The sequence below is a fragment of the Salimicrobium album genome (genome assembly GCF_900107115.1).
GTDB classification, from domain to species: Bacteria; Bacillota; Bacilli; order Bacillales; family Halobacillaceae; genus Salimicrobium; species Salimicrobium album.
On the sequence record NZ_FNOS01000003.1, the window covers coordinates 218,796 to 232,174 of the forward strand.

Below are 13,379 nucleotides of genomic sequence, written 5' to 3' on the forward strand. Positions count from 1 at the left end.
TTCAATAAAGCACAGGAGGATTGATTAAATGGTATATCAAAACCCAAACACAGAAGGGTCCCCGGTTCAATTCAAAGAACAGTATGAGAACTACATCGGAGGGGAATGGACGCCGCCCGAAAAAGGGCAATACTTCGACAACGTAACTCCGGTAACCGGCAAAAACTTCACCAGAATCCCCCGCTCTACAGAAGAAGATATAAATAAAGCCATTGAAGCAGGACATAAAGCTCAAAAAGCCTGGGGCTCCACTTCCGTTGCGGAAAGAGCCAATATATTAAATAAAATTGCCGATCGCATGGAGGAGAACCTTGAACTTCTCGCTGTCGCAGAAACCTGGGACAACGGAAAAGCGGTCCGCGAAACCCTCAACGCAGATATACCACTTGCCATCGACCACTTCCGCTATTTTGCAGGCGCAATTCGTGCTCAGGAAGGCTCCATCGGCCAGATTGATGAAGACACGGTAGCCTATCATTTCAATGAGCCTCTGGGTGTCGTCGGTCAGATCATTCCATGGAACTTCCCTATCCTCATGGCGACCTGGAAACTGGCTCCTGCCCTCGCCACCGGCAACTGCGTAGTACTGAAGCCGGCGGAACAGACTCCTGCCTCCATCCTTTTTCTGATGGAAATGATTGAAGATCTGCTTCCTGCCGGAGTATTGAATATCGTTAACGGGTTCGGTCTCGAGACCGGGAAACCTCTTGCCCAGCATCCTGATATTCAGAAGATTGCTTTCACCGGCGAAACGACGACCGGCCGGATGATTATGCAGTACGCTTCCCAGAATATCATTCCGGTAACACTGGAACTTGGTGGAAAGTCCCCGAACGTATTCTTCCCGGATATTATGCAGGAAGACGATGATTTTCTCGACAAAGCGGTGGAAGGTCTCGTCATGTTCGCGCTGAACCAGGGTGAAGTATGTACATGTCCGTCACGTGCCCTTGTGCATGAATCCATTTACGATGAATTTATGGAGAGAGCCATTAAACGGGTGAAAGAAATCAAGACAGGTAATCCGCTTGATCCGAACACAGCTATGGGAGCGCAAGCTTCTTCCGAACAACTGGAAAAAATACTTTCGTATCTTGAAATAGGTAAAGATGAAGGTGCCGAACTGCTGGTCGGAGGAGAACAGAATAAAATGGACGGGGAATTTTCCGACGGCTACTACGTGAAACCGACGATATTCAAAGGGACAAACGATATGCGTATATTCCAGGAGGAGATTTTCGGCCCTGTCCTGTCCGTCACTACGTTCAAGGATGAAGATGAAGCCATGGAAATTGCCAATGATACCCTGTACGGTCTCGGCGCCGGTATCTGGACCCGCAACGTGAATACGGCCTACCGCTTCGGACGCGGCATCCAGGCGGGACGCGTATGGACGAACTGCTACCATGCCTACCCTGCTCACGCTGCCTTTGGCGGTTACAAGATGTCCGGTATCGGCCGCGAAAACCACAAAATGATGCTCGGCCACTATCAGCAGACGAAAAACATGCTCGTCAGCTACAGCCCGCAAAAACTTGGATTCTTTTAAGAACAAAAGCGGAAACTTCCGGTTAGAAGCACTGTCGTAAGCAGGAGGCTTACTTTTCGGGTGCCCTCCCCCGAAAATAAGGGTACTGCTTGCGGCATGAGCTTTTGGAAGTTGGAGCTGGATGAACAAAAGCGGAAACTTCCGGTTAGAAGCACTGTCGTAAGCAGGAAACCCCGCCATCTGGACAAGAATTACCTACACCAGAAAGGATGAGCCTTATGGCTGAACGAGTTACGGCAACAGAAGACGCTCTTGCACTTATCGACACCCTGAAGGAAAAACATGGAGCCCTGATGTTCCACCAGTCCGGCGGCTGCTGCGACGGCAGTTCACCGATGTGTTACCCGGAAGGTGATCTTATGGTCGGGGCTCAGGATATAAAACTCGGTGAAATCGCCGGAGTCCCCTTTTATATTCACAAGAAACAATTTGAGTACTGGAAGCACACCCAGCTGATCATTGATGTCGTGGATGGACGCGGAGGTATGTTTTCTCTTGAAGGTGTAGAAGGGAAACGGTTCCTGACTCGCTCGCGTGCTTTCACGAAGGAAGAGAATGATGAACTGAACAAACGGAAAGTATAACTGCCTGTTTTTCAAAAGCAGCCGGAGCAGCGCTCCCGGCTGCTTTTTATGGTTTTTGAACCGGCACTTCATTCTTCATATGGCACCTCCCGATCATCACGGTTATAATAAAGAGAAAAGATTCATGCAGGAAACCGGCTATATACATCATAAGGGGGGAAGGGATCTGTGAGAAAACGCTTCTGGATACCGATACTGCTGATCATTTTCGGAGTCTTCTTTCCACTTCTATTCGACATTGAACATGTCGGGCTGCATCATATGATTGAAAAACTCAAAAACAACCCCGACGGCAGTACTTTAATGCTTACCGCACTTATTCTCGTTTTTCTGAATACATTGAGAGCTCTTCCCCACTATCTCGGGGCTCTGCTCCTCGGGGATGCTCTTGGAAGAAAATATAACCGTCCCATACTGAAAATCGCCGTTCCGGTCGTGATTATTCCTGCAGTATATCTGCTTATCAACTCTTATTATTCCATGAACTATCATTTCGGGGGACCTGCCATTCTTCTGTTACTATCCATTTTATTCCTTCAGCTGTTCGGCAGACAAAATATGCGTCCGCTGTTTATGTCTTTCGTTTTCTCCCAGCTTCTGTTCGGTTACCAGTGGCTGGATATCGTCCCTGCTCTCACTTCCTTCGGGTTCGGCGGCGGAGAAGTTTCCGTACTGGTTAAAAGTACATCGTCCGCTATCGGTTTTGAAAACACTCTATCTATCTACAGCCTTTTATTTTCAGCTGTCTTCATCGTCCATGCCCTCGTGTTTGCCGTCTATTTAACAGTGGTCGAACAGAAGTGGAAAATGCGCAAAGATCTGGAGTCGGCGCGGCTCGAAATGGTGGAAGCAAGAAGCGGCCGGGAAGCCCTTCATCTCGTCCACGACCTGAAAACACCACTCTCTCTGATGGAGGGGCTGAATTCTCTTATCCAGATGAAAACGGACGATCCGGATATCCAGACATATACCGGAAAAATATCCGATTCTATAGAGGCTACGAGCGACATGGTCTCTGAAATACTATATGATGAAAAGAAGAACTGGTGCTCTCTGCACACGCTGATCGAATACGTGAGGCAAAACAAATTGTCCGAATCCTCTACCATTTACCAGTTCGAACTCCAGGCTCCGAGTGATATAGAGATCTACATTAACAAAATCCGGATGACAAGGGCAATCGTCAACCTGATTGATAACGCCGGAGACGCTGTCGAAGGTCAGAAAAACGCCCAGGTCGTCATCCGTTCGGAAGTCCATGCGGGCATATGGATCGGTATCGAAGACAACGGGCCCGGCATCAAAAATCGGGACCTCCAAAAAATCTGGAACGCCGGATTCAGTACGAAAGAGCACCCGGGGCTCGGTTTATCATTCGTCAAAAACGTAATTGAAGAACACGGTGCCTCCCTCGATATCGAAAGCGAACCGGGGATCGGCACAACATTCTGGATACATTTTCCGAAGGAGAGGACACGCTATGAACATACTGATCATCGATAATGACGAATCCTTGCGTTATATGCTGACGGAATTCTGTAACCATGCGGGATGGCAATCAAATACGGCCGTGAACGGTCGCGAGGGAGTCGAATTATTTCAGCGGGAGAAATTCGACATTATTCTGGTCGACTATCATATGCCGGAGATGGACGGGCTGCAGACGGTCAAAGAAATAAGAAAACAGAATCAGCAGGTACCCATCCTTGTCCTTACGGTGGATGAGCGCCAGGAAATTGCGGATCGCTTTCTCGAAGAAGGCGCGACGGATTTCGCCTTAAAACCGGTCAAAGCTCCGGATTTGATTTCCCGTATCCAGCTGCACGTAAAGCTTGCAAATATGCGTTCCGTGCACGAAGAAAGTGAAGAAATCTACTCCGCCAAAGGGATCAGCAAAAATACTTTAAGTATTATTGCGGAGCACCTGAAAAAAGAAGAAGAACCTGCGTCCGTCGATGTCGTTTCCAAAGAAATCGGTCTTGCCTACCCTACCGTCTATCGATACCTGATGCACCTGCTTGAGGAAGGGCAGGTAAAACAGGTGATCAGCCACCAGAAGATAGGAAGGCCGAAGAAACTGTATAAATGGTATACAAAATAGCCGGTGGACACCCCCCGGCTATTATTTGTTTCCCGAGAAATCGACTGGCGGGAACACTTTTTTGTTCTACCCTCTGATTTCTTTATATTTTTCTTTCCAGGGAAAAGCTTCTTCAAGTTGACGCGCAAGCTGGAACAGAACTTTGTCGCGTCCGTATCGGGCCTGGAAATGAGAACCGATCGGCAGGTTTTCTTTCGTCCAGTACGTCGGTACACTCATGGCCGGCTGTCCCGTCATATTTGCTATGGGAGTCAAGTAGGCGTATATTTCCGAAACGGATAATATTTCATCAATTGTTTTCTCTTCTCCGTTATAACGACCGAGGGGCAGGGCTTTTTTATGATTCACCGGATTAATCAGCACGTCATATTCTTCAAAGAAACGATCGAGCTTCTGCGTCTCGAGAAAAACTTTCTCCCTGGCTTTCTCATATTCAAGAGCACTGTAGCCGGCAGCTTTTTCCTTCAGCGTAGATAACATTTTTTCGATAAAAGGGTCAGCCGGGGCCTTATTGTTCGCACTGGCTGCTTTATCTACACTGAGCGCTCCTCCGACGACCCACAGGTAAATATAAGCTTCCATCATACCGTCGTGGTCAAAATCCGGATATACTTCTTCCACTTCATGACCGAGAGAAGCGCACTTTTCTGCCGCATCCCGCACCACTTCCTGTACTTCTTCGTCGATCTCGATATTGCCGTGTACGTTCGGGGCATAAGCTATTTTCAGTTTCCCCGGAGACTCACCGATGGTGTCAAAAAAAGGAAGATCTTTCTCCGGGAAACCGTAACCCGTCCCCGGAACCGGTCCTTCGATGACATCGAGCAGGGCGGCACTGTCCCGGACGGAAGTCGTCAGCGCATGCTGGACAGAAAGGCTGTTAAGATACATCGTAAGCGGAGAGCGGCCCCGTGTCGGTTTAAAACCGAACGTGCCGGTATTTGATGCAGGTATACGAAGGGATCCGCCTCCGTCACTCCCGTGAGCGAAAGGTACCATTCCTGCAGCTACAGCTACCGCAGCACCTCCGCTTGATCCGCCCGGAGATCTCGTCCGATCCCACGGATTGATCGTTTCCCCGAGAAACTGTGATTCCGTAGCAGGAGTGAATCCGAACTCGGGAGTGTTCGTTTTCCCGGTAATGTTGAGGCCCGCTTTTTTGTAGCGCCTGACGACCTCATCATCCCCGGGTGCCGTGAATCCCTCCATCACTTTGGAACCGTAAGTCAACGGTGCTCCTTTGACCGCGTTCAAATCTTTGATGAGGAACGGCAGGCCTGCGAAGAAACCATCCTTCCGGTAATCGGCATTCTTCACTTCATGAACGATCGCATTCAGCTCCGGATTTCTCTCCTCCTGAATCATGCGATAATGAAGCAGCACCTCTTCTTGCGATACCGCTCCCTCTTTCACCATACGGGCCTGGGCTATTCCATCTATTTCACTCAGCTCTTTTATGTACATCTGTCCATTCTCCTCTCTTAAATAAAAAAAGAACCCGTCTCCTGTTTTCCTCACCGGGAAAGCAGGAGACGGGTATTGCCTTTACATCACCTGGATTATTCTCCGGATGTATAGAAAAATTGCGTCCAGTACGTGACATAATAACCGTCGCTATCGACGTAACCGACACCGATTTCATCATAATTTTCATTTAAAATGTTGGCGCGGTGACCTTCACTGTTCATCCACGCTTCCACTACTTCTTCCGGAGAAATCTGTCCGGCAGCAATGTTTTCCCCCGCATACTGATAATTGAGTCCGAACATATTCATCATATTGAATGGGGAACCATACGTCGGTGACTGGTGGGCGAAATAGGAATTCTCATGCATATCAAATGATTTCTGTTTCGCTACACGACTGAGCTCTTCGTTCAATTCCAGCGGAGGGAGACCGTACGCTGCTCTTTTTTCGTTGGTAAGTTCCACCACTTCCTGTTCAAAAGCGGATACTTCATACACAGCCCTGAAATTACGGGCTGTCTCCGTTTTTGTCTCGGAGCGGAGTTCGGGAGAAAGGTACAATTCATATGTTGCTCCGTCTTTATAAAATTCTTCGGGTTCCAGCCTTATCGAAGCTTCCCCGATCGTTCTTTCCAGAGGGACGAATGTGCCGTCCTCTCTTTTAATCCCTACGTAGTTATTGCTTGAAAGAATATCTTCATCCACATTTTCTGTAAACTCGATCGTCCAGGCTTTATCTATCGGCACTTCTTTCCCCGGTAACGTTTCCGTTTCTCCCTTAATAGGGTTGACCACCCCAAGCAGCACCATTATTAACCCGCTTATCCAGTATTTGTGCATCCTGAACGACCTCCTGTGTAATGTTAAAAATAGTTCATTTTCCCCATGGCTCGTACTGTTCATAATAAAAGTATTCTTCTTTAAGAATCCCACATATGGTACCTTTAGACAAGGGTCAAAACTCCTACTTAATCACTAAGTTTTACAATTTATAATTACTGATTGCCTGCAGAACTGGTTCCTTTTCTTTACATACATTAAACATAAAAAAACGCCCCGCTTAAAAAACGGGGCAGAACTGTTTCAAAGTAACGCTTCCAGAATAGCTTTTTGTACGTGAAGGCGGTTTTCGGCCTGTTCAAAGACAAGCGAATGCTCCCCTTCCATCACCTCTCCGGTGATCTCCTCTTCCCGGTGGGCCGGTAGACAGTGAAGAACACTTACGTCCGGCTTTGCTGCTGTCACAAGCCTTTCATTAATCTGATAGGGGAAAAGCGCCTCTTTTCTTTCTTTTTCTTCTCCGTCCTGTCCCATACTGGTCCAGACATCGGTATAAAGGATATCGGCACCCGCGGCAGCTTCTTCCACGTTTTCTGTTACTGTAACACTCCCCCCATGTTTTGCCGCCAGCTTCTTTGCATTCCCTGTTATAAAATCAAGCGGCCAATAGCCGGAGGGAGAGGCTACCACGACCTCGAGACCGAGAATGGCTCCTATCGTCATAAGAGAGTGGGCTACATTATTTCCATCTCCGGTATAAACGAGTTTCACCCCGGCTAATTGACCTTTCTGCTCATAAACAGTGAGCATATCGGCCAGTGCCTGGCACGGATGGTACAAATCACAAAGTCCGCTGATAACGGGGACACTCCCGTTCCCGGCCAGCTCCTCGAGTTTCTGATGCGCATCGGTGCGGATCATAATACCATCCACGTACCGCGACAGAACCTTCGCCGTATCCCCGATTGTTTCTCCGCGTCCAAGCTGCATGTCCCGGCTGTTCAGATTGATGGCTGTCCCTCCGAGCTGCGTCATCCCCACTTCGAAGGAGACGCGGGTCCGGGTCGACGATTTTTCGAAAATCATAGCCAGAGTTTTTTGAGATAACGCACCAGAGTAGGGAGACTGTTTCAATACCAGCGCTCTTTCAAGTAAATGAATGATTTCTTTTCTGCTATAGTCTTTCCAGGTAAGCAGGTGCTTCCCTTTCAAAGAAATTTCTTCCTTTGGATCCGTGGTTTCCGTCCTCACACTATCACCTCTTCCTCTACGGATTTTCTAAGAGCGATCCTTGTCCTGCTGCCATCCTTCCGGTTCTCCTTATAAGCTCTGTATGCATCCGGGTCACTGAAAATAGTGATGCCTGCTTTTAATGCCTTCACCCTCTTCTCTCTCGCTTCTTCCGTTTCACCTTCGTTATGGTAGACCGCAGCTTCCGGCGTGTTCAGCCACGTATCGAAATCATCGTCGTGATCTTCATCGAAACATGCCGGACTTCCGGCTGAAGGTAAGTGTTCGAACACTTTTGCAAGCGCCTCTTCTTTCGTTTCACCGATATACATCCCCTCTCCGGTGGACATCATGTTAGCTCCGAGTTTGTGATCGAGTTCCGCCAGAGCATGAGAGGAGAATACCGGAAATTTCACTGCCACACAGGGTATGTGGAGCGTTTTTTCCGGGAAACATATCGATTCCCCGACCATCGCCCGGACCGCCCAGTCGATGAGCGGAAGTGCTGCGGTTTTACTCACAATCGGGACCGTACGGCTCGAACGCGGGTTCACTTCCAAAACGAAGACATTCGTCCCGCTCACAAGGAACTGTATATTCATGATTCCTTTATAATCTATGGAAGTTGCAATCTTCTTCGCAAATGTTTCTACCTGATGCCGGATCGTTCCCTCCACCTCTGCAGGGAACACGGCCATGCTGTCTCCTGAATGGACGCCGGCTTTTTCAATGTGTGCCATGAGACCGGGAATGAATACTTCCGAACCATTACTGACAAGTTCCACTTCTACTTCCTCTCCGGAGATGAACTGGTCCATCACCAGCGGGTAATGTCTCTGCTCCATCTCCTGAAGAGCCGACTCAAGTTCATTCTTCGAATGGATCACGACCATCCCCTGTCCACCTATAACGTAGGAGGGACGACAGAGAAGCGGATACTGATACGTATGTGCGGCTGCACGTGCTTCTTCCGGTGAGTGACACATCTCGCCGGGGACGTGGGGAACATCTATCATCTGCAGTAATTCATAGAATGCCTCCCGATCTTCGAGTTTAGCGATGGTTTCGGAAGATGCTCCGGCCACCTTATATCCGGCTTTTTCCACAGCTTCCGTTACGTTAAGAGCCGTCTGGCCGCCGAACGCTGTGAAAACGACATCCACTTTCTCAAAAGCGGCTACATCGAGAATATTCTCCAGTTTCAAAGGTTCAAAGTACAGCCTGTCTGCCGTTTCGAAATCGGTGCTGACCGTTTCCGGATTATTATTGATCATAATCGTTGTATACCCTGATTTCTGCAGGCTTTCAATCGCTTTGACCGAACTATAATCGAACTCTACGCCCTGGCCGATACGTATCGGTCCCGCTCCGACGATCAGGGCTTTCTTGCCCGCCCGGAGAGGACTGATTTCCGTCACTCCCGCATACGTGCTGTAGGCGTAGTTTGTTTCGGCTTCGAATTCACCTGCGCACGTATCAACGATTTTGTAGGACGGTTTTATGCTATTCTCTTCTCTGAATTTTATCCATTCCCTTTCATTAGTGCCGGTGACTTCAGCAATTTTCGCATCTGACACTCCGTAGAGTTTCGCTTCCTTTATCGTACGTACGGAGGTATCCTCCGTCAGGCGCTGCTCCCACGAAAGCATACGTTCAAAAGTATGGAGGAAGAAAGGATCAATCTGCGTAGCTGCAAACAGTTCTTCTGTGGTCGTGCCCTTCCGCATCAGATGAAGGAGGGCGAAAAATCTCGCATCAGTCGGTTTCTTTACGTGTTCCCATGCGTCCCTTTCTGCATTGAACACCGGCGCTGACTGATCCAGCGAATCGATCGCTTTCTGAAAAGCCGCTTCCAGTGTCCGGTCGATCGCCATCACTTCACCTGTCGCCTTCATTTTTGTTCCAAGGGTACGATCTGCTCCTGCGAATTTATCGAAAGGCCAGCGGGGAAACTTCACAACGACATAGTCCAGAGCCGGTTCGAAGCTTGCGTACGTATAACCGGTAAGAGGATTGAGCAGTTCATCAAGCCGATACCCGAGAGCCAGCTTTGCCGCCAGTTTTGCAATCGGGTACCCGGTAGCTTTCGAGGCGAGGGCGGAAGAGCGGCTTACCCGCGGATTGACTTCGATGACGTAATATTGCCGGCTGGCAGGGTCGAGAGCGAACTGCACGTTACAGCCTCCGATCACCTCGAGACTGTCCACGATTTTCAGAGCTGACGTACGCAGCATCTGATATTCTTTATCCGTAAGTGTCTGGGAAGGGGCCGTAACAATCGAATCTCCTGTATGCACCCCTACCGGATCCACGTTTTCCATATTGCATACAGATATACACGTACCATTTGTATCGCGCATCACTTCGTATTCCAGTTCCTTGAACCCCGCGATGCTTTTCTCGAGTATTACCTGGGAAATAGGACTCGCTTTCAGCCCGTCTTTCATGAGGGAGCGAAGCTCTTCCTCGTTATGCGCGATGCCTCCCCCGCGCCCGCCAAGCGTGTAGGCCGGACGGCTGATAACCGGAAAGCCTGTTTTTTCCGTAAAAGCCCGGGCGGCATCGAAGGTGGTAATCACCTGGCTTTCCACGACCGGCTGCTCCGTATCACGCATCACCTGTCTGAACTGTTCCCGGTCTTCCCCTTTTTGAATAGAGTCGATGGAGGTTCCGAGCACTTTCAGCTCATGCGCATCCATGACTCCTTTCTGTTGAAGTTCCACCGCAAGGTTCAGTGCCGTCTGCCCTCCCAGTCCTGCAAGCAGGGCATCGGGCCTTTCTTTTTTAATAATAGCTTCCACACTTTCGACTGTGAGCGGCTCGCAATAGACGCTGTCTGCAATAGCGGGATCCGTCATAATCGTGGCCGGATTGTTATTAACGAGTACTACCTCGTAACCTTCTTCCTTCAGGGCGATACATCCCTGCGTACCGGAATAATCGAATTCCGCCGCCTGACCGATAATGATGGGCCCGGAACCGAGAACCAACACTTTTTCAGACATATGCTTTCACCTCTTTCTTACGCAGAATTGCAAAAAAATCCTCGAACATCCACTCGGCATCCTCAGGTCCGGGATTCGCCTCCGGATGAAACTGGGCACTGAAAATCGGCATGGAATCATGGACTACCCCTTCAATCGACCCGTCATTTACGTTTACCATCCGCACTTTTAGAGGTGTGAATTCAAGGCTTTCCGCGGTGACTACGTAGTTGTGATTCTGAGAAGTAATGAATACCCGGCCGTTCTCCAGGTCTTTCACCGGGTGGTTGGCGCCCCGGTGACCGAACGGAAGCTTTTCCGTATCCGCTCCGTAAGCTAAGGAAATCACCTGGTGGCCATAGCAGATACCGAACACGGGGAATATATCGAAAAGGTCCTTGAATTCTGCAAGTTTTCCACTTACATCTTTCGGATCACCCGGCCCGTTGGACAATACAATTCCATCCGGTTCAATGGAATGGATGTCAGCTGCCTGCGAAAATGGTACAACAGTAACTTTTGCTCCTCTGTCCAGCAGTTTCTGAAGAATGGAGCTTTTCCAGCCGAAATCGATAAGTGCAAGATGAATGTCTCCCTCTCCATATACTTCACTTTTCTCACCACTTACTTCGTACACTTCCCCAACTGCTTCCACGGAAGAGGGAGAAGATCCTTCCTTACTTAAACTCGCCCGACACGTCCCTTTCGCCCGAATCGCCTTCGTCAGCGCCCTCGTATCAACTCCCGTTAAGTATGGAATATTCATATCGCTCATATAGGAGGATAACGACTGTTCCGCCTGATAATGACTGTCCTCGTCGGAGCACTGCCACATCACTGCCCCCTTCACCTGGGGTGTGGCGCTTTCATTCGCCGTTTCCGATACTCCGTAATTACCGATGAGAGGGTAAGTAAATACGACGATCTGTCCCCTGTAAGAAGGATCTGTCAAAACTTCCTGGTATCCGGTCATCCCGGTATAAAATACGACCTCTCCTTCGAGCGGCACGTTCCACTCCCCGGAAGCCGTTCCTTCGAAGGACCGGCCGTCTTCGAGCTGAATGACACCTTTCATATGACCATCCCTTCTATTGCATAATTATTATAGTTTATGAATATTTATGCTATTATCCGGTGAAATATAAAATTTGTCAAGGGGGCCCATGAAAGTCAGAACGAAAAATACTGGAGAACGGCTTAAAAAAAGGAGAATGAGCTCCCTTTTGTGTAAATTTCACCTTTCTTTCCACCCGGTTCTTCCTGTCCGAAGGGAAGAGAAAAAATATACACGTATCAAAACCATTACAACTCTACCGCCACTTCTTTATACAACAAAAAACCGGACATCGACGTCCGGTTCAGTGGTTGCTATTCAGTTTTTCACAGCTTTACTCGAAGGACTGGAACACATAGGAGTCCTGCACCGGGTACACCTCTTTACCAAGCAGCTGGTTGACGATCACTTTACTGCGGAAGACGGCGAGACCGAGGTTGGTGGACCCGACGCCGTGAGTATGGGCAATACAGCTGTTGGCAAAAATATTATAAGCATTTTCTCCTTTGTTCACCAGTCTGTAGTCCTTCGTTACTTTGTAACGGCCGTAATCATCAAATTCAATTACGTCCGAAAGCTCTTTTATAAAAGAAGGGACGTTAGGCTGGTATCCTGTCGCGACGATCACTTTATCAGTCCGGTGTGAATAACCTTCTTCTTTCTGATAATGATGGCAGCTCAGTTCATACCGGCCTTCCTTCCGCTCTATACCTGTCACCTTCGTCAAAGGCAGCAGGGAAACATCGATCTTTTCCCTGCCTACTGTATATTCATACATAAGGTTATATATATCCGTAATAGTATGTTCGCTGATCCCTTTGTAGTACAGTCCCTGCGAGGCAAAAATCTCATCTTTCTTCTCCTGCGGAAGGGGATAGAAATAGTCAATATAGTCGGGCGAAAAGTGCTCAAGATTCAGCTTCGATTCTTCCATAGAGGCAAAACCCGGAGAACGGGTGATCCAGTCCAGGCGGAAACCGCACGTCCTCTGTTCTTTCAGCAGCTCCCGGAAAGCCTCCGCGGCGCTTTGTCCCGATCCGACGACCGTCACACTTTCCGCTTCCCGGCACGTCTGCCGCTGCATTTCGAAGTCGGCTGTATGGAATACATCCTCCCGTGGCATGTTCTGGAACGCCTCCGGGAGAGCGGGCGTACTTCCGGTTCCGAGCACTACGTGTTTCGTATAAAAAGTTTCAACTTCCCCGGTGCTTTCATCCTGCACATCCACCTGGTGGCGCCCGTCCTGCAGACGATGGACAGCCGTAACCTGTTTCCCGAACCGGCAACTTCCAATCCGTTCGGAGGCCCATTTACAATAATCGTTATATTCTCTCCGCGGAATATCAAGACGCTGTAAAATATAGAACTGATACATCCGTCCCTGCTGGCTGATATAATTCAAAAAACTGTGCGGGTTCGTCGGATCCGCCATCGTTACAAGGTCCGCAAGAAAAGGAACCTGAAGTTTCGTCCCTTCGATCAGCATACCCGGATGCCAGGCAAACTCAGGTTTTTGCTCAAAAAACAGCGCCTTCGTCTCCTGTGTATCAAGGAGAGCGGCTAGACTTAAATTGAAAGGACCGATTCCGACCCCTATGACGTCATAAACTTCCCTATTTTGTTTCAATTAA

At 48.9% G+C, this 13,379-nt stretch carries 10 protein-coding genes; 4 read left to right on the top strand and 6 right to left on the bottom strand.

Features of this window, described 5'->3' with window-relative positions; translation table 11 throughout:
• Window positions 1–28: 28 nt before the first annotated feature.
• The 4 genes from exaC to BLU03_RS07180 all read left to right on the top strand — a co-directional run bounded on the left by exaC (window position 29) and on the right by BLU03_RS07180 (window position 4,234).
• Window positions 29–1,549, top strand: a complete 1,521-nt coding sequence (gene exaC, locus BLU03_RS07165) for an acetaldehyde dehydrogenase ExaC (RefSeq protein WP_008589261.1) — start codon at window positions 29–31, stop codon at window positions 1,547–1,549.
• A gap of 218 nt (window positions 1,550–1,767) precedes the next feature.
• A complete protein-coding gene (locus BLU03_RS07170; RefSeq protein ID WP_008589257.1) occupies window positions 1,768–2,133 on the top strand; it encodes a DUF779 domain-containing protein in 366 nt (121 codons plus the stop codon).
• A gap of 168 nt (window positions 2,134–2,301) precedes the next feature.
• A complete protein-coding gene (locus BLU03_RS07175; RefSeq protein ID WP_093106738.1) occupies window positions 2,302–3,636 on the top strand; it encodes a sensor histidine kinase in 1,335 nt (444 codons plus the stop codon).
• A complete protein-coding gene (locus BLU03_RS07180; protein ID WP_093106740.1) occupies window positions 3,614–4,234 on the top strand; it encodes a response regulator in 621 nt (206 codons plus the stop codon). Before BLU03_RS07175 ends, BLU03_RS07180 begins: the two co-directional genes overlap by 23 nt.
• 66 nt (window positions 4,235–4,300) lie before the next feature.
• Here BLU03_RS07180 and BLU03_RS07185 read toward each other — a convergent pair whose 3' ends face one another.
• The 6 genes from BLU03_RS07185 to BLU03_RS07210 form a co-directional block, all read right to left on the bottom strand.
• A complete protein-coding gene (locus tag BLU03_RS07185) occupies window positions 4,301–5,698 on the bottom strand; it encodes an amidase (RefSeq protein WP_093106743.1) in 1,398 nt (465 codons plus the stop codon).
• Window positions 5,699–5,793: 95 nt separating this feature from the next.
• The gene (locus tag BLU03_RS07190; protein WP_245698754.1) at window positions 5,794–6,540 is read right to left on the bottom strand and encodes a CAP domain-containing protein; all 747 of its coding nucleotides are present in this window, start codon (window positions 6,538–6,540) and stop codon (window positions 5,794–5,796) included.
• Window positions 6,541–6,783: 243 nt separating this feature from the next.
• Entirely contained in the window at window positions 6,784–7,731 is a 948-nt protein-coding gene (argF, locus tag BLU03_RS07195; protein ID WP_093106746.1) for an ornithine carbamoyltransferase, read from the bottom strand.
• Window positions 7,728–10,715 (bottom strand): carbamoyl phosphate synthase large subunit, encoded by a 2,988-nt coding sequence (locus tag BLU03_RS07200; protein WP_093106748.1) that lies wholly within the window; start codon window positions 10,713–10,715, stop codon window positions 7,728–7,730. The genes argF and BLU03_RS07200 overlap by 4 nt, the downstream gene beginning before the upstream one ends.
• A complete protein-coding gene (locus BLU03_RS07205) occupies window positions 10,708–11,769 on the bottom strand; it encodes a carbamoyl phosphate synthase small subunit (protein ID WP_093106750.1) in 1,062 nt (353 codons plus the stop codon). Before BLU03_RS07205 ends, BLU03_RS07200 begins: the two co-directional genes overlap by 8 nt.
• Window positions 11,770–12,082: 313 nt before the next feature.
• Complete coding sequence (locus tag BLU03_RS07210; protein WP_093106753.1) at window positions 12,083–13,375, bottom strand: lysine N(6)-hydroxylase/L-ornithine N(5)-oxygenase family protein; 1,293 nt, start codon at window positions 13,373–13,375, stop codon at window positions 12,083–12,085.
• Between the last annotated feature and the right edge of the window lie 4 nt (window positions 13,376–13,379).

Bases quoted from the DNA above. Each gene is read 5' to 3' on its own strand.
- BLU03_RS07180 (WP_093106740.1), top strand. From the start codon at position 3,614: ATGAACATACTGATCATCGATAATGACGAATCCTTGCGTTATATGCTG.
- BLU03_RS07170 (WP_008589257.1), top strand. From the start codon at position 1,768: ATGGCTGAACGAGTTACGGCAACAGAAGACGCTCTTGCACTTATCGAC.
- BLU03_RS07185 (WP_093106743.1), bottom strand. From the start codon at position 5,698: ATGTACATAAAAGAGCTGAGTGAAATAGATGGAATAGCCCAGGCCCGT.
- exaC (WP_008589261.1), top strand. From the start codon at position 29: ATGGTATATCAAAACCCAAACACAGAAGGGTCCCCGGTTCAATTCAAA.
- BLU03_RS07205 (WP_093106750.1), bottom strand. From the start codon at position 11,769: ATGAAAGGTGTCATTCAGCTCGAAGACGGCCGGTCCTTCGAAGGAACG.
- BLU03_RS07200 (WP_093106748.1), bottom strand. From the start codon at position 10,715: ATGTCTGAAAAAGTGTTGGTTCTCGGTTCCGGGCCCATCATTATCGGT.
- BLU03_RS07190 (WP_245698754.1), bottom strand. From the start codon at position 6,540: ATGCACAAATACTGGATAAGCGGGTTAATAATGGTGCTGCTTGGGGTG.